Annotated in this window: 17 protein-coding genes; 14 read left to right on the top strand and 3 right to left on the bottom strand. The window is 74.0% G+C overall.

Annotated elements, in window-relative coordinates; genetic code table 11:
• The first annotated feature begins 203 nt into the window (after nt 1-203).
• The 5 genes from ACIPRD_RS02505 (at nt 204) to moeZ (ending at nt 7,111) form a co-directional block, all read left to right on the top strand.
• The gene (locus ACIPRD_RS02505) at nt 204-2,045 is read left to right on the top strand and encodes a DUF3492 domain-containing protein (protein ID WP_401559257.1); all 1,842 of its coding nucleotides are present in this window, start codon (nt 204-206) and stop codon (nt 2,043-2,045) included.
• 545 nt (nt 2,046-2,590) lie between these two features.
• Nucleotides 2,591-3,877 carry a hypothetical protein gene (locus ACIPRD_RS02500; protein WP_401560013.1) on the top strand — a complete coding sequence of 429 codons (1,287 nt, stop codon included), beginning with the start codon at nt 2,591-2,593 and terminating at the stop codon, nt 3,875-3,877.
• A gap of 292 nt (nt 3,878-4,169) precedes the next feature.
• Nucleotides 4,170-5,129, top strand: a complete 960-nt coding sequence (locus ACIPRD_RS02495; protein ID WP_401559254.1) for an NAD-dependent epimerase/dehydratase family protein — start codon at nt 4,170-4,172, stop codon at nt 5,127-5,129.
• A complete protein-coding gene (locus ACIPRD_RS02490; RefSeq protein WP_356405682.1) occupies nt 5,117-5,869 on the top strand; it encodes a spherulation-specific family 4 protein in 753 nt (250 codons plus the stop codon). The genes ACIPRD_RS02495 and ACIPRD_RS02490 overlap by 13 nt, the downstream gene beginning before the upstream one ends.
• A gap of 63 nt (nt 5,870-5,932) precedes the next feature.
• On the top strand, nt 5,933-7,111 hold the full coding sequence (gene moeZ, locus ACIPRD_RS02485; protein ID WP_356405680.1) for an adenylyltransferase/sulfurtransferase MoeZ: 1,179 nt from the start codon (nt 5,933-5,935) through the stop codon (nt 7,109-7,111).
• Between the two features lie 77 nt (nt 7,112-7,188).
• Here the strand turns inward: moeZ and ACIPRD_RS02480 are convergent, their stop codons facing one another.
• Together ACIPRD_RS02480 and ACIPRD_RS02475 are read right to left on the bottom strand one after the other, a co-directional pair.
• Entirely contained in the window at nt 7,189-8,733 is a 1,545-nt protein-coding gene (locus ACIPRD_RS02480; protein ID WP_401559250.1) for an alpha/beta hydrolase, read from the bottom strand.
• 150 nt (nt 8,734-8,883) lie between these two features.
• Nucleotides 8,884-11,742 (bottom strand): YbhN family protein, encoded by a 2,859-nt coding sequence (locus tag ACIPRD_RS02475; protein WP_401559248.1) that lies wholly within the window; start codon nt 11,740-11,742, stop codon nt 8,884-8,886.
• Nucleotides 11,743-11,918: 176 nt separating this feature from the next.
• Between ACIPRD_RS02475 and ACIPRD_RS02470 the strand changes: the two genes are divergently transcribed.
• The 5 genes from ACIPRD_RS02470 (at nt 11,919) to nudC (ending at nt 22,556) form a co-directional block, all read left to right on the top strand.
• Nucleotides 11,919-12,329, top strand: a complete 411-nt coding sequence (locus ACIPRD_RS02470; RefSeq protein ID WP_401559245.1) for an MGMT family protein — start codon at nt 11,919-11,921, stop codon at nt 12,327-12,329.
• 277 nt (nt 12,330-12,606) lie between these two features.
• Entirely contained in the window at nt 12,607-16,230 is a 3,624-nt protein-coding gene (locus tag ACIPRD_RS02465; RefSeq protein ID WP_401559243.1) for an ATP-dependent helicase, read from the top strand.
• A gap of 201 nt (nt 16,231-16,431) precedes the next feature.
• The gene (locus ACIPRD_RS02460) at nt 16,432-20,043 is read left to right on the top strand and encodes a UvrD-helicase domain-containing protein (protein ID WP_401559241.1); all 3,612 of its coding nucleotides are present in this window, start codon (nt 16,432-16,434) and stop codon (nt 20,041-20,043) included.
• 10 nt (nt 20,044-20,053) lie between these two features.
• A complete protein-coding gene (locus tag ACIPRD_RS02455) occupies nt 20,054-21,457 on the top strand; it encodes a dipeptidase (protein WP_401559238.1) in 1,404 nt (467 codons plus the stop codon).
• A gap of 154 nt (nt 21,458-21,611) precedes the next feature.
• Nucleotides 21,612-22,556: an NAD(+) diphosphatase gene (gene nudC / locus ACIPRD_RS02450; protein WP_356405666.1), complete on the top strand. Its 945-nt coding sequence runs from the start codon at nt 21,612-21,614 to the stop codon at nt 22,554-22,556.
• A gap of 104 nt (nt 22,557-22,660) precedes the next feature.
• Here nudC and ACIPRD_RS02445 read toward each other — a convergent pair whose 3' ends face one another.
• Nucleotides 22,661-22,903, bottom strand: a complete 243-nt coding sequence (locus tag ACIPRD_RS02445; RefSeq protein ID WP_356405664.1) for a mycoredoxin — start codon at nt 22,901-22,903, stop codon at nt 22,661-22,663.
• A gap of 260 nt (nt 22,904-23,163) precedes the next feature.
• Here ACIPRD_RS02445 and ACIPRD_RS02440 point away from each other — a divergent pair, with 260 nt between their 5' ends.
• The 4 genes from ACIPRD_RS02440 to ACIPRD_RS02425 all read left to right on the top strand — a co-directional run bounded on the left by ACIPRD_RS02440 (nt 23,164) and on the right by ACIPRD_RS02425 (nt 26,712).
• Entirely contained in the window at nt 23,164-25,359 is a 2,196-nt protein-coding gene (locus ACIPRD_RS02440; protein WP_401559235.1) for an ATP-dependent DNA helicase UvrD2, read from the top strand.
• Between the two features lie 165 nt (nt 25,360-25,524).
• Entirely contained in the window at nt 25,525-25,845 is a 321-nt protein-coding gene (locus tag ACIPRD_RS02435) for a hypothetical protein (RefSeq protein WP_356405661.1), read from the top strand.
• A gap of 175 nt (nt 25,846-26,020) precedes the next feature.
• The gene (locus ACIPRD_RS02430) at nt 26,021-26,389 is read left to right on the top strand and encodes a WhiB family transcriptional regulator (protein WP_356405659.1); all 369 of its coding nucleotides are present in this window, start codon (nt 26,021-26,023) and stop codon (nt 26,387-26,389) included.
• Nucleotides 26,386-26,712 carry a hypothetical protein gene (locus ACIPRD_RS02425; RefSeq protein WP_356405657.1) on the top strand — a complete coding sequence of 109 codons (327 nt, stop codon included), beginning with the start codon at nt 26,386-26,388 and terminating at the stop codon, nt 26,710-26,712. Before ACIPRD_RS02430 ends, ACIPRD_RS02425 begins: the two co-directional genes overlap by 4 nt.
• Nucleotides 26,713-26,738 lie beyond the last annotated feature (26 nt).

The following is a 26,738-nucleotide window of genomic DNA, read 5'->3' as shown; positions in this document are numbered from 1 at the left end:
TGTGGGGGGGCGGGGGGGTGGTGTGGTAGGGGTGGGTGGGGCGGGCCGCGCCGCCGCAGCTTTTTGTTCTCGTCGTCATCTTTGTGTGGTGGGGGCCCCCCCCCCCCCCCCCCCCCACCACCGCCTTGTCCGCATACGTTCGTCCCGCTGCGAGCCGCCGGGACAACGGCGGCTCCCACTCACGGGAGATCGGGGGTGCACACGTGCGCATCGGACTGCTTACCGAGGGTGGCTACCCGTATGTGAACGGTGACGCCGGACCCTGGTGCGACCGGCTCGTGCGCGGGCTCGGGCAGCACGAGTTCGACGTCTACGCGCTCAGCCGCGGCCGGCGGCAGACGCAGGCCGGCCAGGTTCCGATCCCGCCGCACGTCGGCCGCGTGCGCACGGCTCCGCTGTGGACGGCACGGGACGACGGGGTCACCTACGGGCGCCGTGCGCGCCGGCGCTTCACCGACAGCTACGGGGAACTGCTGGAGGCGGTGTGCGCGGGGGCGACCGTCCCGTCCGGCACCGGACCCGACGCCGCGTCCGCCCGCGCGGGTGGTGACCTCTCCGGTGTGGACTTCGGCGCCGATGCCGTGGCCGAGGAAGTCTCCGCCTCGGGCGCCCCCGACCTGGCGGACCGTTTCGGCAACGCTCTGTACGGCCTCGCCGAACTCGCCCGCGACAAGGGCGGACTGGTCGGCGCGCTCCGCTCCGACACCGCCGTACGCCTCCTGGAGCGGGCCTGCCGCGCCCCCGGCGCGCTGCACACGGCGCGCGAGGCGCGCGTGCCCGATCTGCTGGCCGTCACCACACACCTCGAACGCGCCCTGCGTCCCCTCTCGCTCGACTGGTACGGCGACGACGACCTCGGTGCCGCCGACCTCTGCCACGCCGCCTCCGGCGGCCTCGCGGCCCTGCCCGGACTGCTCGCCCGGCACTTCAGCGGCGTACCCCTGCTGGTCACCGAGTACGGCGTGCGGCTGCGCTCGCACCTCCTGACCCTCGCCCCCGGTACGGCCGCCCCCGCCGTGCGGGCCCTGCTCGCCGCCTTCCACGGCCGGCTGACCGCCGAGATCTACCGCCGCGCCGAGATCCTCACCCCGGGCAACGCGCACGCCCGCCGCTGGCAGGAGCGCTGCGGCGCCGACCGCGCCAGGATCCGTACCGTCTTCCCGGGCATGGAGACCGCCCGCTTCACCGAGGTCGGCGAGTCCCCGGACCGTGCCGATCCGGACACGCTGGTCTGGGTCGGGCGCGTCGAACCCGCCAAGGACCTGGTCTCGCTGCTGCACGCGTTCGCCGAGGTCCGCAAGGAGGAACCCGGGGCCCGGCTGCGCATCGTCGGCGGGCCGGCGGACGCCGAGGGCGAGGAGTACCTGGGGCACTGCCGGGCGCTCGCCGCCCAGCTCTTCCCGGACGAGGCCGAGGGCGTGCACGCGGTCGGCTGCAACCCCGTCTCCTTCGAGGAGATCGGCGGCCCCGAGGCGCCGGACCTGCCCGACGCGTACGCCGCCGGTGCCGTCGTCGTGCTCTCCAGCGTCGTCGAGGGATTCCCGGTCGGCCTGGTCGAGGCCATGCTCTGCGGCCGCGCCACCGTCTCCACCGACGTCGGAGCGGTGGTCGAGGTCATCGGCGGCACCGGTCTCGTCGTGCCCCCGCGCAATCCACGGGCGCTCGCGGAGGCGTGCGTGGCGCTGCTGCGCGACCCCGAGCGCCGTGAGCGGCTCGGTGCCGCCGCCCGCGCCCGCGCACTCGAACTCTTCACCGTCGAGCAGAACGTCGCGGCATTTCACGGCATTTACCTGGAGATCGTCTCGCGCTGTCCGGTCCGCCGTGTCGTCCTCGACGAGGCCGGCGATCCGCTCCCGTTCGCCACCCCGGCCGAGACCCATGTCCCCGGCCGCTGGCACGGTCCCTCGGCCCGCGTACGCCCCTCGGGCCTCGCGCCCGGCTGGGCCGCGGGCGGTCCGGTCCGTGCGGCACCGGCATCCGGCGCGGTGCCCGCCGCGGTTCCCCGCGGGGTCCACGGTCCGGCGGCCGTGGAGGGGGCGCGGTGAACGGGGGCGCGGGCACGGGCCCCTTCAGAGGTGCGGGCGGCGCGGGCCGCGGTGGCGGCCGGAGCGGTGAGGCGGAAAGGGACGGCGGGGGAGTGGTGGGCGGGCCGAGCGAACGGGACCGGGTTCTCACGGGAGGGGGCGCCGGGCCGGCGGCTTCTCCCGAGGAGTTGTCGTCGGCTGGTGCGGATTCGCCGTTGCCCTTCGCTGAGTTGCCGTCGCTCGGCGCGGAGTCGCCACTGCCGCTCGCGGAGTTGCCGTCGGCTGGTGCTGAGTTGCCGGTGCCGCTCGTGGAGTTGCCTTCGTTCGGTGCGGAGTCGGCGGTGCCGCTCGCGGAGTTGCCGTCGCTTGGCGTGGAGTCGTGCTCGTCCCTCGTGGAGTTGCCGTCGCTTGCCGGTGAGTCGCCCTTGTCGTTCACGGAGTTGCCGTCGCTCTCCGAGGAGCAGCACGCGTCCTTCGGTGAGTCGCCGTCACTGGCTTCCGAGGCGCCGGTGGCTTCCGCGGAGTCGTCCGCGCGCCCGGCGCAGTCGCCCGTACCCGCTCCGGACCTGGCCGTGCCCACCGCGGGGTCGCCCGCGGCCCCCGCCGAGCCGCCCGCGTCCCTTCCGGAGTCGCCCACGGCCCCCGCGCAGCCGTCCGCGCCGGCCCCGCAGCCGCCCGCGTCCCGTCCTGCGGTCTCCGGGCGCGCCGGGGAGAACACCGGGACGGACAGGGGCCGTAGGACCGGCCCCCGGCGCGGCGGAGCCGACCCCGTGAAGACCCTGCTGCACCGGCACCGCGAGCTGTGCGAGCGGGCGGTGGACCCGCTGGAGATCGCCGCCGGTCTGGAGGCGCACGGGGTCACCGACCGCACCGCCGCGCGCTTCCGCCACCGCGACGTCTTCTCCCTCGCCGAGGAGCTGTACGCGCGCGTGCCCCGCGACGGGCGGCCACACCCCCAGGACGGACCCCCGCCCGGACCCCGCGTCCGCGTCCGCTGGGTGCTGCTCACCCTCCTGCCCGGCGCGCTCGGCGCGCTCGCGGTCACCGGGCTGCGCCTCACACCCCACGGCGGGTTCCGGGCAGCGGTGGCCCTCGCCGCGCTGCTCGCCGTCGGACTCGCCGTCCGCGCGGCCCTGCGCCACGGCCCGCTCGCCGTCCGCCCCGGCCCGGTCCCGAAACGGTCCACGTCCGCCGCGCGCGCGTGGACCCTGTGGCTGCTCGCCTACGCCCTCCTCGGCGACGGACTCCTCGACGCCGTCGTGTCCGGCGGCCCCGACGCCCTGCCCGACGGGGACCCGGGCGGTGCCTGGCCCGTGGCCACCGCGCCCGCCCTGGCCCTCGTCCTGGCCTGCGCCCCGGCCGCCTGGTCCGCCCACCTCCTCGCCGCGGGCGCCCGCCGCGTGCTCGGCGGAAGCCGCGGTCTGGAGGACTTCACCGCGGCCCTGCGCCCGCTGCTGCTCGGCACCGTCGCCCTCTGCCTCGGCGCCCTCGCCGCCCTGCTCGCCCTCTGCGCCGCCGTACTGCGCGAGGACCCCGCCTACCCGCAGACGCTCGCCCTCGGCGCCCTGCTCCTGCTCGCCCGTCTGCTCACCGTCCACCACCACCGCCACGCGCCCGCCCTCGTGCTCGGCGCGGCGGGCGCCGCCCTCCTGGCGGCCCCCGCCCTGATCCTGGCCGCCCGGCTGCCCGGCTGTGCCTTCCTCGCCCTGCCCGTGCTGCCCCTGGTGGACACCTGGGGGACGGCCGCCGTGCCGGCCCTCGTCTGCGCTGCCGCGGCCCTGACGCTGCTGGTCCACGCGCTGCGCACGCTCACCCGCGCCTCGGCCCACGCACCCGCGGGAGCACCCGAGTGAACCTTCCGCCACCGGCCCCGCCCGAGCCCGCCGGCACCCGTCCCGCGCGCGTGACAGCACGCGGCGGCGGCCACCGGACTCCGGCGCGGCGCCGGAGGCACCCGCACCACCCCTTTGAAGGAGAAGACCAGATGACCACCTCCCGACACGGAGCTCCCGGAGCTCCCGGAGCGCCCGGAGTGGCCGGCGCGCACGGTACGCGCGGCGCGTCCGCGGGGCGCGGAGCCTCCGGTGCGCGCGGAGCGTGCGGAGCCGCGGGAACCGCCGGAGCGCACACCCCGGGAGCGGCACGATGAGAGTCCTGCTGATCGGAGCCAACGGCTACATCGGCCGCTTCGTGGCCGACCGCCTGCTCGCCGACCCGGCCGTCCAGCTCACCGCGCTCGGCCGCGGCGACGACGCCGACGTCCGCTTCGACCTCGCGACCGGCAGCCCCGGCGCGCTCACCCGGTTCCTCGACGCCGTCCACCCCGGGGTCGTCGTCAACTGCGCGGGCGCCACCCGGGGCGGTGCCCGCGAGCTCACCCGGCACAACACCGTCGCCGTCGCCACCGTCTGCGAGGCGCTGCGGCGCAGCGGCTGCGGCGCCCGGCTGGTGCAGATCGGGTGCAGCTCCGAGTACGGACCCAGCCAGCCCGGCTCCTCCACGGCCGAGGACGCCGTGCCGCGCCCCGGCGGCCCGTACGGCGTCAGCAAGCTCGCCGCCACCGAACTGGTCCTCGGCTCCGGCCTCGACGCCGTCGTGCTGCGTGTCTTCTCGCCCGCCGGACCCGGCACCCCGGCGGGCTCCCCGCTCGGCCGGCTCGCCGAGGCCATGCGCCGCGCCATGCAGTCCGGCGACGGCGAGCTGAAGCTCGCGGGCCTCGGCGTCCAGCGCGACTTCGTCGACGTCCGCGACGTCGCCCGCGCGGTGCACGCGGCCTCGCTCTCCGCCGCCCAGGGGGTCATCAACATCGGCGCCGGGCGCGCCGTACGCCTGCGCGACGCCGCCGGGGTCCTCGCCCGGGTCGCCGGATACAGCGGCGCCCTGCACGAACTCGACGGCCCGCCGGGCCCGTTGCGCGGGGCCATCGCCCACCCCCGGGGCGACTCCGAGCACGCGGCGCCGGTCGCGTACCCCTACCCGGACGGCTGCGGGAGCTGGCAGCAGGCCGATGTGCGCACCGCACGGGACCGGCTCGGCTGGCGGCCGCGCATCAATCTGGAGGAGTCGCTCGCCGACATCTGGATGGAGGCGGCATGCCGCATCTGACCAGCACCGCGACGGGTTCGGCCGGCACCGGGGTGCGCACCGGCCTCGGCGTCCCCGGTTACGCCCACCCCCTGCTCGCCCCGGCCGAGTGGGCCGGGCTCGCCCGCCCGGGCACCCCGCTCGACTGGGTCGTGCTGAACGTCTCCGGCCGGGGGCCCGGCGTCCGGCCTGACCCGCACTGCCTCCAGGCCGCCGGACGGCTGCGCAACGCGGGCGTCCGCGTCCTCGGCCACCTCGACCTCGGGCACGGCGCCCGGGCCGCCGGCGACCTGTTCGCCGACGCGCGGAGCTACACCGACTGGTACCGCGTCGACGGCTTCCTGCTGGACCGCTGCCCCACCGGGCGGACCGACCTGCCCGAGGTCCGCCGGGCGATCGCCGCCCTGCGCTCCGGGCGCCCGGACCTGCACATCGTCCTCGGCCACGGCGGCCATCCGCACCCGGGGTACGCGGAGAACGCCGACCAGCTGGTGACCTTCTCCGGACCCTGGTCCGCGTACCGCTGGTCGCAGGTCGCCGAGTGGACGGCGGACTATCCGCCCGACCGCTTCTGCCACTTCGTGCACGGCGTGCCCCTCGGACATCTGGAGGAGGCGCTGCGCATCGCCCGCTGGCAGGGCGCGGCGACCGTCTATTTCACCGACCGCACCGACCGCGGCGGCCGGGCGGACCCCTGGGAGACCATGCCCGGTTACTGGGACGAGATCGTCTCGCGCATCGGAACGGGTGTCTCGGAATGAAGAAGGCCGTGGCAGTGTTACGAGGAGAACATCTGTAGTGATCGAACGACCAACGGAGTCCCCGTGTCGCTGCCACCCCTGGTCGAGCCAGCCGCTGAGCTCACCGTAGACGAGGTCCGCCGGTACTCCCGCCACCTGATCATCCCGGATGTCGGGATGGACGGGCAGAAGCGGCTGAAGAACGCCAAGGTGCTCTGTGTGGGCGCGGGCGGCCTGGGCTCGCCGGCGCTGATGTACCTCGCCGCGGCCGGCGTGGGCACCCTCGGCATCGTGGAGTTCGACGAGGTCGACGAGTCGAACCTGCAGCGCCAGATCATCCACAGCCAGGCCGACATCGGCCGCTCCAAGGCAGAGTCCGCGCGCGACTCCGTCCTCGGCATCAACCCGTACGTGAACGTGGTCCTTCACGAGGAGCGGCTCGAGGCCGACAACGTGATGGACATCTTCAGCCAGTACGACCTGATCGTCGACGGCACGGACAACTTCGCGACCCGCTACCTGGTCAACGACGCGTGCGTGCTGCTGAACAAGCCGTACGTCTGGGGTTCGATCTATCGCTTCGACGGCCAGGCGTCGGTGTTCTGGTCCGAGCACGGTCCCTGCTACCGCTGCCTCTACCCGGAGCCCCCGCCGCCGGGCATGGTCCCCTCCTGCGCCGAGGGCGGCGTGCTGGGCGTGCTGTGCGCGTCCATCGGTTCGATCCAGGTCACCGAGGCGATCAAGGTCCTCACCGGCACCGGTGAGCCGCTGGTCGGCCGCCTGATGATCTACGACGCCCTGGAGATGCAGTACCGCCAGGTGAAGGTCCGCAAGGACCCCGACTGCGCGGTCTGCGGCGAGAACCCGACGGTCACCGAGCTCATCGACTACGAGGCCTTCTGCGGCGTCGTCTCCGAGGAGGCGCAGGCGGCGGCCGCCGGCTCCACGATCACTCCCAAGCAGCTCAAGGAGTGGATCGACGACGGCGAGAACATCGAGATCATCGACGTCCGCGAGCCGAACGAGTACGAGATCGTCTCCATCCCGGGCGCCAAGCTGATCCCGAAGAACGAGTTCCTCATGGGCACCGCCCTCCAGGGCCTCCCGCAGGACAAGAAGATCGTCCTGCACTGCAAGACGGGCGTCCGCAGTGCGGAGGTCCTCGCCGTCCTGAAGTCCGCGGGCTTCTCCGACGCGGTCCACGTCGGCGGCGGAGTCATCGGCTGGGTCAACCAGATCGAACCCCACAAGCCGGTCTACTGATCACCGGCTGCGCTGACCAGCGGGCCTGACGAAGCCCACGGCCCCCGAACAACCCGGGTGCCGTGGGCTTTCCGGCGTCAGGAGCAGACGGCGTCGGGTTCGGGGACCTTGCCGTCGAGCAGGTAGCTGTTGACCGCGGCCTGGACGCACTTGTTCTTGCTGTCGTACGCCCCGTGGCCCTGGCCCTTGTACGTGAGCTCGACCGCGACGCCCTTGCCCAGGGCCTCCACCATCTTGCGCGCGCCCTCGTAAGGCGTCGCCGGGTCACCGGTGTTGCCGACGACGAGGATCGGCGCCGACCCGGGCGCGCTGACGTCGGGGTGGTCCGCGGCGCCGGGTACGGCCCAGTCGTGGCAGGAGATCATGCCCCAGGCGAGGAAGTCCCCGAACAGCGGTGAGGCGTCACGGAACTCGGGCAGCCTGCTCTCCACGTAGTCCGCGGTGTACCGGGGCTTCTCGTCGGAGCAGTTGATGGCGATGTTGGCCGAGGCGATGTTGCTGTACTCGCCGTTCTCGCTGCGGCCGTTCATCGAGTCCGACAGCAGCATGAGGATCTTGCCGTCCCCGTCGTACGCCTGCTCCAGGCCCTCGGTGAGGTACTCCCAGAAGTCCTTGGAGTACAGCGACTGCGCGATGCCGTTGATCGCCGCGGTCTGGGTCAGCTCGCGCGGGTAGACGCCGGGGATCGGCTTCTTCTCCAGGTCCTTGAGCAGGGTGGCGATGCGGTTCTTGACGTCCTCGGGGGTGTCGCCGATCGGGCAGTCGGTCACCTTCGACGTGCAGTCCTCGGCGAAGTTGTCCAGCGCGAGCTGGAACCCGCGGGCCTGGCCGAGCGCGCCCTGTTCCGGGTCCTGGGTGGGGTCGACGACCGCGTCGAGCACCGCCCGGCCGACGTTCTTGGGGAACAGGTGGGCGTACACGCCGCCGAGTTCGGTGCCGTAGGAGATGCCGAAGTAGTTCAGCTTGGCGTCGCCGAGGACGTGCCGCATCAGGTCCATGTCGCGGGCGGTGTCGGTGGTGCGCACATGCGGGAGGATCTTCTTGGAGTTCTTCTCGCACGCGTCGTTGAACTGCTTGGTGCGGTCCAGCAGCTGCACCTGCTCGGCGGGCGTGTCGGGGGTCGCGTCCTGCTGGAAGTACTCGTCGAGCTGCGTGTCGTTCTCGCACTCCACCGGCGCGCTGCGGCCGACCCCGCGCGGGTCGAAGCTCACCAGGTCGTACCGGGTGCGCAGGGCGGCGTAGTCCTCGCCGAACGCGGGCAGCGCGGTGACGCCGCTGCCGCCGGGGCCGCCGAAGTTGAACACGAGCGAGCCGATCCGCTGGTCCGCCGGGCCGCTGGCCTTCGCGCGGATCAGCGCGATGCCGATGGTGTCCCCCTTGGGCTTGCTCCAGTCCAGGGGCGCCCTCATGGTGGCGCACTGCCACCGGGTGCCGTTCGGCAGCGGGGACGGCGCGCCGCCGCCGCCCTCCGCCTCGGACGGGGCGGGACAGTCCTTCCAGTCCAGCTTCTGCGTCATCACGTCCCCGTCCCAGGAGCCGTCGCCGCATCCGGCCAGCAGGGCGGCCAGCAGCACGGCGCTGGCGGTCAGTGCGGCGGCACGCGGCCGGGAGGGGTTCACCATGATCCCATCCTGCGGGCGCGCGGGCCGGGCCGCGCGGGGCAGGGTCCGTACGAGGTACGCGCCGCGCGGGATGCGCTCACCGGCGGCTACGCGCCGCGCGGGATGCGCTCACCGGCGGCTACGCGCCGCGCGGCCCTCGGCGGGAGGCCGTCAGAGGGCGCCCTTGCGGGTGAGGTGGTTGAAGGCCAGCCACCCCGGCAGCACCGGCAGCCAGAGCGTCAGCAGCCGGAACAGCAGGACGGCCGGCGCGGCGACCTCCTTGGGCAGGCCCACGGCGATCAGACCGACCGTCAGGGTCGCCTCGACCGCGCCCACACCGCCCGGGGTCGGCGCCGCGGAGCCCAGCGCGTTCCCGGCGAGGAAGACGACGGCGACGCTGGCGATGCTCAGCGAGGTCGTCTCGTCGCCGAACGCGCGGACGGAGGCGTCCAGGCACATCACGAAGCAGGCCGTCAGCAGCAGCATGCCGCCGATGCCGGTGATCAGCTTCTGCGGACGCTGGAGCACGTCGAGCATGCGGGGCACGACACCGGCGAACAGCGACCGCACGCGTGTGACGACGAACTTCCGCAGCAGCGGGACCGAGGTCACCACGAGCACCAGCACCGCCACGGTCAGCAGACCGGCGATGACCGTCCTGGACGGCGACAGCGACGGCGTCTTCTCGGTACCGGTCAGGTAGCCGAAGGACAGCAGCATCAGGATGTGACAGCCGAGCCCGAACAGCTGCGAGGCGCCGACACTGGCCACCGCCAGACCCGGGCGCACGCCCTGACGCTGCAGGAAGCGCGTGTTCAGGGCGACACCGCCGACGGCCGCGGGCGCCACGATCTTCACGAAGGAACCGGCGACCTGGGCGGCCACCGTCCGCGGGAAGGACACCCGCTCCGGCACGAATCCGAGCAGCGCCATCGCGGCGGCCACGTAACTGAGCGCGGAGAACAGCACCGCCGCGATCAGCCAGCCCCACTGCGCCTGCGCGAACAGCGTGCCGAACTGGATGTGGGTGAGCTGCGTCAGCAGGTAGTAGCCGCCGATCGCACCCGCGATGATGCTGAACAGGGTGCGCGGCCTGACCCGCTCCAGCCGCACCGGTTCCACCGGGGCCTGCGGCCTGATCCGCAGCACCTCGTGCCGGATCTGGGTGAGCGGATCCTCCTCGCGGGCCTCCTCCAGGGCGTCGTCCAGAGCCCGCTTCTCGGCCCGCTGCTCGGCGCGGACCGCCTTCTTGTCGGGCTTCCCCGGAGCGGCTCCGGCCGTCTCGGCGGCGTGCTCCAGCCGGGCCTGCTTGGCCAGCCGGGAGGACTCCAGCACCGCCTCGCGCTCGCGCTCGGCCCGTTCCCGGGCCAGCCGGCGCAGCGTCGCGCGCGTGGAGCGCGTCAGCGCGATCGGCTGGAGCATCGGCATGCAGTCCGCGACCGCGTCGGGGCCCAGCACCCGCACCGCCGACGCCACCGCGCGCTCGGCGCCCACCCGCAGCGCGAGCGTGGTGAGCAGCTGGGCCACGTCCATGCGCAGCACCAGTTCACCGGCCGCGATCTCGCCGGCGGCCAGCTCGGTGAGGATCACGTTGCCGGAACGATCCACCAGGATCGCGTCGCCCGACAGCCTGCGGTGCGCGATGCGCCGGGACTGCAGCTTCTGCACCTGCTGCCAGGCCGCGCGCAGCAGCTCGTCGGTGATCTCGTCGTCGGCCAGCGAGTCCAGCGTCCGGGCGCCGGTGTGCTCGTAGCCGAGCATCACCGCGTCCGGGCCGAGCTCGGAGGTGGCGATCAGCCGCGGTGTGTTCACGCCGGCGGCGGCCGCCGCGTACGACAGCAGCGCCTCCTGCTCCATGGCCTGCCGCAGCGACTGGAGGCTGGAGCGGGTGGCGAAGCCCCGCAGGGTCAGATTGCGCCACACCCGGTAGAAGAAGCCCTGGGCCTGCCGCTCCCGGTCGAGGACCGTGACGTCCAGCGGGGGGCCGTCCTCCAGGGTGACGAAGTAGCGCCGCCCGCGGTCGCCGTTGTCCGCGTCCGGGACTTCCACGCGGGCCGCGCTCACGGGGTGGAAGCCGACGTGCCGGAGGCCCGCCATCAGCGTCCGTCCGGTCGGCCGGACGTTGGGCGAGCCGACCGCGTACAGCGTGCCGTAGGCGACCGTCCAGCCGATCAGCACCGTCAGGACGATCGAGAACGGGGTCGTGTAGCCGGTGACGAGCATGGAGAAGGCGTCGAGCAGCAGCACGATCCACAGCACCGCGCGCCATCGCGGTCTTCGGGACATGCCGACGGCCGTCATGTACGCGATGACGGGTGCGAGGTAGCCGTGCACCGGGTCCGTCAGCGCGTGGATGTCCCCCGGCGAGGGCTGGGTGAGCGCCTCCTGGATGGATCCGGGGGCGGCTTCGGCGACCCACAGGTCGGTGGCGAGGGTGACGCCGTGCGCGAGCACGGCGGCCAGGACGCCGTCGGCGATCCGCAGCCCGTCCCGTTTGATCAGCCGTTCGATCGCGAAGGCGACCGGCACCAGGAGGATCGCGATGCTCGACGCGAGCCCCGCGAGCTTGATCAGCAGATCGGGCGCCTGGCCGGTGCCCTTGTTGATGTCCTGTTCCAGGCCCGAGGTGGTGCCGTGCGCGAACGCGGCGACCGCCAGCAGGACGGCGATGGCGAGCACGCCCACCAGCAGCCGCATGAGGTCGGAGGGGCGGTGCACGCGCGAGGGGAGCAGCGGTTCGTCGCCCTCGACCTCCTCCGGCCCGGGGTCGTCGCCGTCGGCGCCCGATCCCTGCCCGGAGTGCGCGGCGTCCGGCGCCGGTGCCCCCTCGGAGGCGCCGGACGAACCGGTCGTACCGGACGCGCCGGACGTGCCGGTCCGCGCCTCACGCGCGTGTGCGTCCCGCTTCCGCGGGCCCTCGTCCGCGCCCGCGGCCGGGGTGCCGTCCCTGTCCGCGCGGGCGGCTTCGGGGTGTGCGGCCGCGCCAGGGGTGCCCTCCGCGTCTTCCGGGTGCACGCCCTGCTGCATCATGGTCTCTTCTTGATCTCGTATCACCAGTCACCGCCCGCACGATGGTGGCATGCCCGGCCGGTGCGCGGGGGCATCAGGGTGCAGATGCGGGAGCGGCCAGTCTGCCGGAAGGGGCGTCCGGGAGCGAGGGGCCGGGCCTCGCCGAGCGCGCCGCCGTGTCGGTCCCGTGCGGCAGGATGGGGCGAATGAGCCAGCGGACCCCTGCCGAGCACGGCGACCACGCCGACCCGCCTCCGGAGCACGACGACGCGCTTCCGGAGTACGCCGAGCGCGTGCTGGACGTCGCCGACCGCATCCCGCCCGGCCGCGTCATGACGTACGGCGACGTCGCGGAGTGGCTCGATGAGGGCGGTCCGCGCCAGGTGGGCCGTGTGATGGCCCTCTACGGCGGCGTGGCCCCGTGGTGGCGCGTGGTGCGCGCCGACGGGACGCTGCTGCCCGGCCACGAGCTGGAGGCACTCGGCCACTACCGCGCGGAGGGCACTCCGCTGAAGGCCGCGGCCCGCAGCGGTGAGGGCCATCTGCCACGGCTCGACATGCGGCGGGCGCGGTGGGACGGGGAGGCCGGTGGGGAGGGTCACACCTGACAGCTTCCGCCATCGGATGCCGCCGGGGGGAGCCTGTGGCCCGTACGAGGGACACGCGGGGGAGGCCGGGGACACCCGCGGCATGACGTACGTTCGTGAGACGAGGGACCCGCGTGGCACACGGGCCGCGAGGGAAGGACCGGAAGCCCTGCTTCCCCCCGGTGCGGCGGCGTAGCGTCGGCTGCGCGCTCCCCCCTCACCCCGCGGCCACCGCCCCGCACGCGCGGCCGCCCGCCCATCGGAACGACCAGCACGACCACCAGGACCGGCGAACCACGTGAGCTCCTCCTCCACCACCAGACCCCTGTCGCACCAGTCGGTGCGGCAGGGGAGCCGTGGCGCCTACCGACTGGTCCGTACGGCCGCGGCCGTGCCCGGCCCCCCTCGTCCGGACGCCGCGCAGCGCGCCGTCGTCGACCACGGGAGCGGACCGCTGCTCGTCCTCGCCGGCCCCGGCACCGGCAAGACCACCACCCTCGTGGAGTCCGTGGCCGCCCGCATCGCGCGCGGCGCCGATCCCGAGCGGATCCTGGTGCTGACGTTCAGCCGCAAGGCCGCCGTCGAGCTGCGCGACCGCATGGCCCGGCGCATCGGCGCCGCCCGCGCGCCCCGGGCGAGCACCTTCCACTCGTACTGCTACGCCCTGGTGCGCGCCCACCAGGACAGCGGCCTGTACGCCGAGCCGCTGCGCCTGCTCTCCGGCCCCGAGCAGGACGTCACCGTCCGCGAGCTGCTCGCCGGCCAGCCCGAGCTGGAGCGGCTCGGGCTGAAGCACGTGCGCTGGCCCGACGAACTGCGCGCCTGCCTGACCACGCGCGGCTTCGCCGACGAGGTCCGCGCCGTCCTCGCCCGCAGCCGCGAGCTGGGCCTCGGACCCGGTGCCCTGGACGCCTTCGCGCACCGCATCGGCCGGCCCGACTGGCGCGCGGCCGCCGCGTTCCTCGCCGACTACCTCGACGTCATCGACCTCCAGGGCGTCGTCGACTACGCCGAGCTCGTCCACCGCGCGGTGCTGCTCGCCCAGCGCCCCGAGGTCGCCGTCCGGCTCGCCGCGCAGTACGACGCCGTCTACGTCGACGAGTACCAGGACACCGACCCGGCCCAGGTACGGCTGCTGCACGCGCTGGCCGGGGGCGGCCGCACCCTGATCGCCTTCGGTGACCCCGACCAGTCGATCTACACGTTCCGGGGCGCCGACGTGAACGGCATCCTCGACTTCCCCGAGGCCTTCCCGCGCGCCGACGGCGGCCCCGCCCGCGTCGAGGTGCTGCGCACGGCCCGCCGCTCCGGCGCCGGGCTGCTCGCCGCGACCCGCCGGATCACCCAGCGCATGCCGCTGACCCGGCTGCCCGCCGACAAGGTGCGCGCGCACCGCGAGCCCGACGCCGTACGGGACGGCGGCCGGGCCGAGGTGTACACGTACCCGACCACCGGCACCGAACAGGACAACATCGCCGACCTCCTGCGCCGCGCGCACCTGGAGGACGGCCTCCCCTGGAGCGACATGGCCGTCCTGGTCCGCTCCGGCTCCCACACCATCCCCGCGCTCCGGCGCGCGCTGAGCGCCGCCGGGGTCCCCCTCGACATCGACGGCGACGACCTCCCCCTGCGCCACGAACCGGCCCTCGCCCCCCTGCTGACGGCCCTGCGCGTGGTGGCCACCGCCGAGGCGACGCGCAGGCCGGAGGGGACGGACAGGCCGGAGGGGACGGACAGGCCGGAGGGAACGGGCGATGCGGCCGGCGTGGGCGGCGCCGAAGGGGAGGCGGAATCCCTGGTCACCGGAGAGGGGACCTCGCCGGACGACGACGCGGCCGCCGGCCCTGCCGCCCCGGCCGGTCAGGTACCCGCGCCGGAGGGTACCGACGGCGAGTCCGGCGCGCTCCTTCACGACGGTGAGCCGAGTGCCGACGACGCTGCCGTCGTCTCCGTCTCCGTCTCCGCCGATCCTGCCGTCCCCGCCTCCGCCGGTCCCGCCGATCCCGTCGCCCCCTCCGGTCCCGCCGTCTCCGCCGCCCCCGGCGCCGGCTGGCTCGATGCCGAGACCGCGCTCACCCTGCTCACCTCCCCGCTCGCCGGCATGGACACCGCCGACCTGCGGCGGCTCGGGCGTGCCCTGCGCGAGGAGGAGCGGGCCGCGGGCAATCCGCTGCCGCCGCCCTCCGACGAACTGCTCGCGCGGGCGCTCGCCGAGCCCGAGCGGCTGGTCGTGCACGACCCGGCGTACGCGCGCGGCGCCCAGCGCCTCGGCGCGCTGCTGCGCAAGGCGCGTGAGTGCCTCGCCGGCGGCGGCACCGCCGAGGAGGCGCTGTGGGAGCTGTGGAACGGCACGCCCTGGCCCTCGCGCCTGGAGCGGGCGGCCCGGCGCGGCGGCGCGGCCGGCCGCAACGCCGACCGCGACCTGGACGCCGTGTGCGCGCTGTTCGCCACCGCCGCGCGCGCGGAGGAACGCGTCGGCGGCCGTGGCGCCCTGAACTTCCTGGAGGAGATCGACGCCGAGGACATCGCCGCCGACACCCTCACCCGCCGCGCGGTGCGCCCGGACGCCGTACGCCTGATGACCGCGCACCGCTCCAAGGGCCTGGAGTGGCCCCTGGTCGTCGTCGCCGGTGTCCAGGAGGGCACCTGGCCCGACCTGCGGCGGCGCGGCTCCCTGCTGGAGGCCGACCGCATCGGCCGGGACGGACTCGCCGAACCCCTCACCCCGGGCGCGCTGCTCGCCGAGGAGCGCCGGCTGTTCTACGTGGCCGCCACGCGCGCGCGTGAGCGGCTCGTCGTCACCGCGGTGAAGGCTCCCGCGGACGACGGCGACCAGCCCTCCCGCTTCCTGGCCGAGCTGGGCGTGGAACCCCGCGACGTCACCGGGCGGCCGCGCCGTCCGCTGTCCGTGGCCGCGCTCGTCGCCGAGCTGCGCGCCACCACCGTCGACCCGCGCGCCTCGGCCGGACTGCGGGAGGCCGCCGCGCGCCGTCTGGCCAGGCTCGCCGCCCTCGCCGACGAGGACGGCCGCCCGCTGGTGCCGTCCGCGCACCCCTACCGCTGGTGGGGCATGTTCGAGCCGACCGAGAGCAAGGTGCCGCTGCGCGACCGGGACCAGCCCGTCGTGCTCTCCGGCAGCGCCCTCGACCAGCTCGCCAACACCTGTGCCCTGCAGTGGTTCCTCGGCCGTGAGGTGAAGGCCGACGCGCCGGCCACGGCCGCCCAGGGCTTCGGCAACGTCGTCCACGTCCTGGCCGACGAGGTCGCCTCCGGCCGTACCCCCGCCGATCTCGACGTGCTGATGGAACGCCTCGACTCGGTATGGAACGCGCTCGCCTTCGACGCGCCCTGGAAGTCGGTCCAGGAGAAGGAGAACGCGCGCGCGGCGCTCGAACGCTTCCTGAACTGGCACGTGCTGGACCGCGCCGGGCGCACCACCGTGGCCAGCGAGCAGGACTTCGACGTCACGCTCGGCGCGGGCGACTACGAGGTCCGCATCCGCGGCCAGATGGACCGCGTGGAGGAGGACGGCGAGGGCCGGGCCTACGTCGTCGACTTCAAGACCGGCAAGCAGGCGCCCAGCGCCGCCGACGTGGAACGCCATCCCCAGCTCGCGGTCTACCAGCTCGCGGTGTCCGAGGGCGCCGTCGACAGCGCCTTCGGCGACCGGCGCCCCGAGCCCGGCGGCGCCGAACTGGTGCACCTGCGGCAGGGCGCGGCGAAGCGGGACGGCGGCGACAGCCTGCCCAGGACGCAGGTCCAGGAGCCGCCGTCGGGGGAGTGGGTCGGTGACCTGCTGGCCACCGCCGCCGGGAAGGTCCTCGACGAACGGTTCACGCCGACCACCGGCCAGCACTGCACGCACTGCGCCTTCCGGGCCTCGTGCAGCGCGCGCCCCGAGGGGCGGCACGTCGTCGAGTGACACGCGCGTCCGCACCCCCGGCGCGCCGGGCACCGGCGCACGCCTCCCGCACCCGGGCCCCCGCCCCCGCCCACAGCGCTGCCCGCCCGGCCGGCGCCGGAGTGACGTACGGCACCACCGGACGCGCTGACCTGCGCTTCTTCCGTCCCGTCGGGCCGTTCCGTCCGCGATTGTCGGTGCCCGCCGCTAGCCTCTGACGACATGTCCGCACGCATCACCGACCCCGAGCAGCTCAAGGAGCTCCTCGGGATCCCGTTCACCCCGGAGCAGACGGCCTGCATCACCGCGCCGCCCGCCCCGCAGGTGATCGTGGCCGGAGCCGGTTCGGGCAAGACCACCGTGATGGCCGCCCGCGTGGTCTGGCTGGTCGGCACCGGACAGGTCGCCCCCGAGCAGGTCCTCGGCCTGACCTTCACCAACAAGGCCGCCGGCGAACTCGCCGAACGCGTCCGCAAGGCCCTGGTCAGGGCCGGCGTCACCGACCCCGACGCCATCGACCCGGACGACCCGCCCGGCGAACCGGTCATCTCGACGTACCACGCCTTCGCCGGCCGGCTGCTCACCGACCACGGCCTGCGCATCGGCCTGGAGCCCACCTCCCGGCTGCTGGCCGACGCCACCCGCTTCCAGCTCGCCGCACGCGTGCTGCGCGAGGCCCCCGGCGCCTACCCGGCGCTCACCCGCTCCTTCGCCGACCTCGTGAGCGACCTGCTCGCCCTCGACTCCGAGCTCTCCGAACACCTCGTGGACCCCGAGGAGCTGCGCGGCTGGGACGCGGAACTGCTGCACACCCTCGAAGGCGTCAAGCTCACCAACGCCGATCTGCGCAAGGTTCCCGAGACCGCCGCCGCCCGCCGTGAACTGACCCGCCTCGTCCAGCGCTACCGGACCGCCAAGCGGGAGCGCGACCTGCTCGACTTCGGCGACCAGATCGCCCTGTCCGTCCGCCTCGCCCGCGTCCCCGAGGTGGGACGCCTGCTGCGCGAGGAGTTCCGCGTCGTCCTCCTGGACGAGTACCAGGACACCTCCGTCGCCCAGCGCGTCCTGCTGGCGGGACTCTTCGGCGAGGGCACCGGCCACCCGGTGACCGCCGTCGGCGACCCCTGCCAGGCCATCTACGGCTGGCGCGGCGCCTCCGTCGCCAACCTCGACGACTTCCCCGAGCACTTCCCGCGCGCCGACGGCAGCCCCGCCACCCGCCAGGCCCTCAGCGAGAACCGCCGCAGCGGCGGCCGCCTGCTGGACCTCGCCAACGGCCTGGCCGCGCCCCTGCGCGCCATGCACGAGGGGGTGGAGGCCCTGCGCCCGGCCCCCGGCGCCGAACTCGACGGGCTGGTCCGCTGCGCCCTGCTGCCCACCCACGCCGAGGAGATCGGCTGGCTCGCCGACTCCGTCGCCCACCTCGTGCGCACCGGCACGGCACCCGCGGAGATCGCCGTCCTGTGCCGTACGGCCACCGACTTCGCCGAGATCCAGGGCGCCCTCGTCGAGCGGGACGTCCCCGTGGAGGTCGTGGGCCTCTCCGGGCTGCTGCACCTGCCCGAGATCGCCGACCTCGTCGCCGTCTGCGAGGTGCTCCAGGACCCCGGGGCCAACGCCTCCCTGGTCCGCCTGCTGAGCGGCCCCCGCTGGCGGATCGGCCCCCGCGACCTCGCCCTCCTCGGCCGCCGCGCCCGTCTCCTCGTACGCCACGCGCGCGTGGACGCCGGCGACGACCCCGACCGCAGGCTCGCCGAGGCGGTCGAGGGCGTCGACCCGTCCGAGGTGATATCGCTGGCGGACGCCCTGGACACGTTCCTGGAGACGCCCGCGGCGGAGGGCGGCCACAGCGACGGGCTGCCGTTCTCGCCCGACGCGCGCGTGCGCTTCGCCCGCCTCGCCGCCGAACTGCGCGACCTGCGCCGCTCCCTGTCCGACCCGCTCATGGACGTCCTGCACCGCGTCCTCGCCGTCACCGGCCTGGAGGTCGAGCTGTCGGCCTCCCCGCACGCCCTGGCCGCCCGCCGCCGCGAGACCCTGTCCAACTTCCTGGACGTCGCCGCGTCCTTCGCCGCGGGCGACGGCGAGGCCACGCTGCTCGCCTTCCTCGGCTTCCTGCGCACCGCGGCCCAGTACGAGAAGGGCCTCGACAACGCCCTGCCCGGCGGCGAGAACACCGTGAAGGTCCTCACCGCGCACCGGTCCAAGGGCCTGGAGTGGGACATCGTGGCCGTCCCCGGGCTGGTCACCGGCACCTTCCCCAGCGCCCAGGGGCGCGAGAAGTGGACCGCGCAGGCCAAGGTGCTCCCGCACGCCCTGCGCGGCGACACCGACACGCTGCCCGACGCGGGCTCCTGGGACTCCCGCGGCATGAAGGCCTTCCACGAGGCCATGAAGGAGCACCAGCACACCGAGGAGCTCCGCCTCGGCTACGTCACCTTCACCCGCCCGCGCTCCCTCCTCCTCGCCTCCGGCCACTGGTGGGGGCCCACCCAGAAGAAGCCGCGCGGCCCCTCCGACTTCCTCCAGGCCCTGTACGGCCACTGCGCCGCGGGGTACGGCGAGATCGAGGCCTGGGCGGACGAACCCGCCGAGGACGAGGAGAACCCGGCCCTGCGCGCGGCCGCCGACGACCAGGTGTGGCCGCTGCCCCTCGACGAGGCGGCCCTGAAGCGCCGCCGCGACGCCGCCGACACCGTCCTGCGTCATCTGGCGGGCCTCTCCGCCGGCCAGGACGGCCCCCCGGCCGCGCACGACCCCGGCACGTCCGACGACCCCGACTGGCCCACACCCCCCGAAGAGGACCCGTACGAGGACCCGTACGAGGACTCGTACACGGACCCTGACACGGACCCGTACGAGGACATGGGCGCGGACTCCCACGAGGACCCCTACGAGGGCGGCGACGCGGACCCCTACGGCGACCCGTACAGCGACCAGCACGGCGACCTGTACGACGGGACCCCGTACGACGGGACCCCGTACGGCGACGCTCCGCGCGACGGCGGCTACCCGTCCGCCGGGGACAGCCCGGTCCGGCGCCCCACCGTCCCCCACCAGGCCGCCGCGCCCGGAACCTCCCTCACGCCCGAGGAGGCGCGTGCCGTCGCCTCCTGGGACCGTGACCTCGACGCCCTCGCCGGAGAGCTGCTGCGCGCCCGCAGGGCCGTCACGGACGTGGTCCTGCCCGTGACCCTCACCGCCACCCAGGTGATGCGCCTCGCCGAGGACCCGGACGGGCTCGCGCAGGAACTCGCGCGCCCCATGCCGCGCCCCCCGCAACCCGCCGCACGCCGAGGCACCCGGTTTCACGCGTGGGTCGAATCCCGCTTCGAGGAACTGACCCTGCCCATGCTCGAACCGGACGAGCTGCCCGGCAGCGACGCCGAGATCGCCGACGAACGCGACCTCGAAGCCCTCAAGGAGGCCTTCGAGCGCACCGAGTACGCCCACCGCACCCCGTACCGCGTCGAGGCGCCCTTCCAGCTCTCCCTGGGCGGCCGGGTGGTGCGCGGCCGGATCGACGCCGTCTACCGGTACGGCGACGGCGAGCGGGCCACGTACGAGATCGTCGACTGGAAGACCAGCCGCACCCGGACGGCCGATCCGCTCCAGCTCGCCGTCTACCGGCTGGCCTGGGCGGAACAGCAGGGCATCCCGCCCGAGTCGGTCGCGACCGCCTTCGTGTACGTGCGCACCGGCGAGGTCGTACGGCCCAGGGACCTGCCCGGCCGGGCCGCGCTGGAAAGACTGCTCGAAGGCGGACGAAACGATACGAACCGTCCGCCGGTGTGTGACGAACCGCCCGCCGGGGCGGACGCCGCGGGCCGATAGGCTCGTGGGCATGAGCCAGACCCCGGACAGTGCCGTCCGCACGTACATCGAGCACCACCGCGCCGCCTTCCTGGACGACCTCGCCGCCTGGCTGCGCATCCCCTCCGTGTCGGCCCAGCCCGAGCACGCACCCGATGTACGGCGCAGCGCCGACTGGCTCGCCGCCAAGCTCCAGGAGACCGGCTTCCCCGTCGTCGAGGTCTGGCCGACCCCGGGAGCGCCGGCCGTCTTCGCCGAATGGCCCTCCGGCGACCCCGAGGCGCCCACCGTCCTCGTCTACGGCCACCACGACGTCCAGCCCGCCGCCCGCGAGGACGGCTGGGACAGTGACCCCTTCGAGCCCGTCGTCCGCGGGAACCGCCTCTACGCGCGCGGTGCCGCCGACGACAAGGGCCAGGTGTTCTTCCACACCCTCGGCGTCCGCGCCCACCTCGCCGCCACCGGCCGTACCGCCCCCGCGGTCAACCTCAAGCTGCTGATCGAGGGCGAGGAGGAGTCCGGCTCGCCGCACTTCCGCGCCCTCGTCGAGGAGCACGCCGGCCGGCTCGCCGCCGACGCCGTGGTCGTCTCCGACACCGGCATGTGGGCCGAGGACACCCCCACCGTCTGCACCGGCATGCGCGGCCTCGCCGAGTGCGAGATCCGGCTGTACGGCCCCGGCCAGGACATCCACTCCGGTTCCTTCGGCGGCGCCGTGCCCAACCCGGCCACCGCCGTCGCCCGCCTGGTGGCGGCCCTGCACGACGAACACGCGCGCGTGGCCGTCCCCGGCTTCTACGACGGCGTCACCGAGCTGACCGAGCGCGAACGCGAGCTCTTCGCCGAGCTGCCCTTCGACGAGGAGCGGTGGCTTGCGACCGCCCACTCGCGGGCCACCCACGGCGAGGCCGGACACACCACCCTGGAGCGTGTCTGGGCCCGCCCGACCGCCGAGGTCAACGGCATCGGCGGTGGCTACCAGGGCGCCGGCAGCAAGACGATCATCCCCTCCTCCGCCCTGGTGAAGCTCTCCTTCCGGCTCGTCGCGGGCCAGGACCCCGACCACGTCGAGAAGGCCGTACGCGCCTGGGCCGAGCGGCAGGTGCCCGCCGGCATCCGCCTCGAGATCGACTTCGGCGCCGCCACACGCCCGTGCCTGACGCCGCTCGACCACCCGGCGCTCCGGTCCGTGGCCCGCGCCATGGGCCGGGCCTTCCAGGGGCCCGTACGGTTCACCCGCGAGGGCGGCTCGGGACCCGCCGCCGACCTCCAGGAGGTCCTCGGCGCCCCCGTCCTCTTCCTGGGCATCTCCGTCCCCTCCGACGGATGGCACGCGCCGAACGAGAAGGTCGAGCTCGACCTCCTCCTCAAGGGCGTCGAGACCAGTGCCTACCTGTGGAGCGACCTCGCCGAGAACTGGCTCCGCACCCCCTGACCGGCGGCGCCGTACGGAACCGCGCCGCGGACGGGGCACACTGGAAGAACCGTCCTGTACGCCGCGACCGCGCCCGAACCGGTGCCTCCCGCCCTATGCCCTGCCTCACCGTCCGCCGAAACGAACCGTTCCACTGGGGGAGTTGGAAGCACCCGTGACCACCTGGACCGACCACACCGCCGACCGTCCCATCTCGCTGACCGCCCCGAGCGGCATCGACCGCGCCGCCCACCACCGGCTCGACGAGGCCTGGCTCGCGGCGGCGTGGAGCCACCCCTCCACTCGCTGCTTCGTGGTCTCCGGCGGCCAGGTACTCATCGACGAGACGTCCGACGGCCGGACCGAACTCGTCATGACCCCGTCCTTCGAGGCGCCGCTCACCGAGGCGCACCGCTACTTCCTCGGCAACGACGAGGACGGCGTCAGCTACTTCGCGCTCCAGAAGGACGCCCTGCCGGGCCGCATGGACCAGTCCGCCCGCCCCGCGGGACTCCGGGAGGCGGGACTGCTGCTCTCCCCGCGTGACGCCGGTCTCATGGTGCACGCGGTCGGCCTGGAGAACTGGCAGCGCACCCACCGCTTCTGCTCCCGCTGCGGCGAGCGCACGGTCATCGCCGCCGCCGGGCACATCCGCCGCTGCCCCGCCTGCGGGGCCGAGCACTACCCGCGCACCGACCCCGCGGTGATCATGGCGGTCACCGACGACGAGGACCGCATCCTGCTCGGCCGCCAGGTCCACTGGCCCGAGGGCCGCTTCTCCACGCTCGCCGGCTTCGTCGAGCCCGGCGAGTCCATCGAGCAGTCCGTGCGGCGCGAGGTCTTCGAGGAGGCCGGCATCACCGTCGGCCACGTCGAGTACGTGGCCAGCCAGCCCTGGCCCTTCCCGTCCAGCCTCATGCTGGGCTTCATGGCCCGGGCCACCTCCACCGACATCGACGTCGACGGCGACGAGATCCACGAGGCCCGCTGGTTCTCCCGCGAGGACCTGCACGCCGCCTTCGAGTCCGGCGAGGTCCTGCCGCCCTACGGCATCTCCATCGCCGCCCGGCTGATCGAGATGTGGTACGGCAAGCCGCTGCCGACCCGGGGCTTCATGTAGGACGCCACGGCATAGAAAAAGGCGTTTCCCGAGGCTGTCGAACACCTCGGGAGACGCCTTTTCCGTCTTTATCCCCGTGGGACGGAATCCGTCCCACGGAGAACCTACGCGGCCAGCTTCTGCTTCACCTGGGCCAGCGACGGGTTCGTCAGCGTGGAACCGTCGGTGAAGAGCACGGTCGGGACCGTCTGGTTTCCGCCATTCGCCTTCTCCACGAAAGCGGCGGACTCCGGGTCCTGCTCGATGTTGATCTCGGTGTAGGCGATCCCCTCGCGCTCCAGCTGGCTCTTCAGCCGGCGGCAGTAACCGCACCAAGTCGTGCTGTACATCGTCACAGTGCCCTGCATGTCTCTCGCGCTCCTCAGACAGCTCGGTGATGGTCTCCCGAGGGCAAACACGGGCGGACGGGCAGGCATTCCCGCCCCGGGTGTCCGGGGCCCCGCGGCGGCACCGGGCACCGGACGCGCACCGGGTGTGACGGCCGCCGCACGCCGCTGCGACTCCTGCCGCACCGACCGCTGTGACACCCGCCGCATTGATACGACCGCGACCGCCCGCCTGTGGACAACCGACGCGACAGCCCCGGACGACCTGGCAGCATGGCCATGTGACAGCAGCAACGCACTCCCCTCTCTTCCCGCAGGCACCGGAGACGGCCGACGCGGTGCTCGAAGGGCTCGACCCCGAGCAGCGCGAGGTGGCCACCGCCCTGCACGGACCGGTGTGCGTGCTGGCCGGAGCCGGTACGGGCAAGACCCGCGCCATCACCCACCGCATCGCCTACGGGGTGCGCGCGGGCATCCTCCCGCCCTCCAGCGTGCTCGCCGTCACCTTCACCAACCGGGCCGCCGGAGAGATGCGCGGCCGGCTCCGCCAGCTCGGCGCCCAGGGCGTACAGGCCCGCACCTTCCACTCCGCCGCGCTGCGCCAGCTCCAGTACTTCTGGCCGAAAGCCATCGGTGGCGGCATGCCCCGCCTCATCGACCGCAAGATCCAGCTCGTCGCCGACGCCGCCGTCGCCTGCAAGCTCCGCCTCGACCGGGGCGAGCTGCGGGACGTCACCGCCGAGATCGAATGGTCCAAGGTCACCCAGACGGTCCCCGGCGACTACCCGTACGCGGCCGCGAAGGCGGGCCGCGAGACCCCGCGCGACCCCGCGGAGATCGCCCACGTCTACGCCGCCTACGAGGACCTCAAGCGCGACCGGGCGGTCATCGACTTCGAGGACGTCCTGCTGCTGACCGTCGCCGTCCTCCAGGACCGGCACGACATCGCCGAGCAGGTCCGCGCCCAGTACCAGCACTTCGTCGTCGACGAGTACCAGGACGTCAGCCCGCTCCAGCAGCGGCTGCTGGACCTGTGGCTCGGCGACCGCGACAGCCTGTGCGTCGTCGGCGACGCCAGCCAGACGATCTACTCCTTCACCGGCGCGACCCCCGACCACCTCCTCGACTTCCGGGTCCGCCACCCCGGCGCCACCGTCGTCAAGCTCGTCCGCGACTACCGCTCCACCCCCCAGGTCGTGCGTCTCGCCAACGGTCTGCTCGCCCAGGCCAGTGGCCGCGCCGCCGACCACCGGCTGGAACTGGTCTCCCAGCGCGCCCAGGGCCCCGAGCCCCGCTACACCGAGTACACCGACGAACCCGCCGAGGCCGAGGGCGCCGCCCGCCGCATCCGCGAGCTGATCGCCGCCGGCACCCCGGCCGCCGAGATCGCCGTCCTGTACCGCACGAACGCGCAGTCCGAGACGTACGAGCAGGCCCTCGCCGACGCCGGGGTCCCCTACCAGCTGCGCGGCGCCGAGCGCTTCTTCGACCGCCCCGAGGTCCGCAAGGCGGGCGTCGCCCTGCGCGGCGCGGCCCGCTTCGGCGGGAACGACTCCCTGCTGGACGACGCCGTCGACCTGCCCTCGCAGGTCCGCGCGGTCCTGTCCGGCGAGGGCTGGACCGGTGAGCCGCCCGCCGGTTCCGGCGCCGTCCGGGAGCGCTGGGAGTCGCTGGCCGCCCTGGTCAACCTCGCCCACGACCTGGCCGCCGCCCACCCCCGGGCCACCCTCGGCGACTTCGTCGCGGAGCTCGACGAGCGGGCCGGCGCCCAGCACGCGCCCACCGTCCAGGGCGTCACCCTCGCCTCCCTGCACGCCGCCAAGGGCCTGGAGTGGGACGTCGTCTTCCTGGTCGGCGTCGCGGAGGGCATGATGCCGATCACGTACGCCAGGACGGACGAGCAGATCGAGGAGGAGCGCCGGCTGCTCTACGTCGGCGTCACCCGCGCCAGAGAGGTGCTCCACCTCTCCTGGTCGCTGTCCCGCTCGCCCGGAGGCCGCGCCGGGCGCCGGCCCAGCCGCTTCCTCGACGGACTGCGCCCCGGCTCCACCGCCACCGTCGGCCGCACCGGATCCGCCGCCGCCGGAGGCGTCGAGCGAGGCGTCCCGGGTGATCTCCGGCCGGTTCCCCGGCGCGCCCAGCGCACCCCCGCGCGCTGCCGGGTGTGCGGCCGCAGCCTCACCGACGCGGGCGAGATGAAGCTGATGCGCTGCGAGGACTGCCCCTCCGACATGGACGAGGGCCTGTACGAGCGGCTGCGCGAGTGGCGGCATGTGCAGGCCGGGCAGAGCGGACAGCCCGACTTCTGTGTCTTCACCGACCGGACCCTCATGGCCATCGCCGAGACCCGGCCGGACAACGCGGCCGAACTCTCCCGGATCCCGGGTGTCCTCAGCCGTAAGCTGCAGCGCTACGGAGCCGATGTTCTTGCCATCTGCGCAGGCCGGGAAGCCGGTGGAGAGGACGCGGAGGACTGATGCGAACTCGTCGAAAAAATAGTTTGCGCATGCCCCGGCAATCCCCATAGGTTCTAGGCACGAGAACAGCGGCCTTCTCGGAGGCCCTGATTCCGTGTTGTACTTGCGTATCCGTACGGACTGGTTCGCACCGGTCCCCCAAGACGCCGAGAGGAGGCGAGTCCAGTGATCAGCATCAACGCCAGCTCCATCAGCAACGCCAAACTGACCGATCGCTCGACCGTCTCCCTGTGCATGCTCGGCGCCCCCATTCAGGGCACCGGTCTGTCCGGCATCCGTGCCGGCCGTCCGGCCCCCTCCCTGTCTTTCGCGGATCTTCCCGTCCGTGAGCGCAATGAGCGACCGACCAAGGCACTGGAAGCGGTAGAGGCACAGGCACACGCCTATGCCTTTGCGGCGGCCGGTGCCGGATTCCGGAAGCAGACGACGCAGCACCACCAGATGTGGGCCTTCCGTGGGCCAGAACCCTGGAGCAATCCAGCCTGACAGTCGATCAGGCCGGCGCCTTCAGGGCCGCGGAACCCCATCCGGGATCCGCGGCCCTTCTGTTTGTCCGCCACCCGTGGACAACAGGACGAAGGGGCCTCGGGACAAGGAAAGAACCCGGTACCAGCCGACACCCGGTCAACAGGCCGGAACGACCAGACGAGGAAAACACCCCGTGCAACTCGAAGCGCACGCCCCGTCCGTACCGCCTTCACAAACGCTCCCCCCGCCCGGTCTCACGGAGGACCCCGCCTTGATCCCCCTCACCGCGCTCACCGCGCTCGACGACGCCATCGAGAACCTCGGCGTGCCCGTCCCCTGCCGTTCCTACGACCCGGAGGTCTTCTTCGCCGAGTCGCCGGCCGACGTCGAGTACGCCAAGTCTCTCTGCCGCACCTGCCCGCTCGTCGAGGCCTGCCTCGCCGGCGCCAAGGAGCGACGCGAGCCCTGGGGCGTCTGGGGTGGCGAGCTGTTCGTCCAGGGTGTCGTCGTCGCCCGGAAGCGGCCGCGCGGCCGCCCGCGCAAGAACCCGGTCACGGCATGAACACCGCAGGAACGATCGACCGCCCCCTCACGCACGACCCCAAGAAGCAGGCCCCGATGAAGCCGTCCGCCAGCGAGCCCGCCGGCTCCGCGACTCCAGACATCAGCAACAGCGGCGCGAACGGTTCGCGTCAGAAGAACAGGACCCGAGAGATGCAACTCATCCCAGAAGCCCTGGCCCGTGCGCATATGCACGAGCGCCTGCATGACGCCGAGCAGGAGCGCCGGGCCGTGCGCCTGGCCACCGCCCGGCGGATGCAGCGCCGTGCGGAGCGCGCCTCGATGCGCGCCCGCCGTGCGCTCGCCATGGCCGTCATGCAGTAACCGCTCGCACACCTGAGGCGGTGGCC

Origin of the sequence: Streptomyces sp. NPDC090108 (genome assembly GCF_044747185.1) — a bacterium.
Lineage (GTDB): Bacteria > Actinomycetota > Actinomycetes > Streptomycetales > Streptomycetaceae > Streptomyces.
Note: the sequence above shows the minus strand (reverse complement) of the source record. Positions and strands in the feature narration are given on the sequence as shown.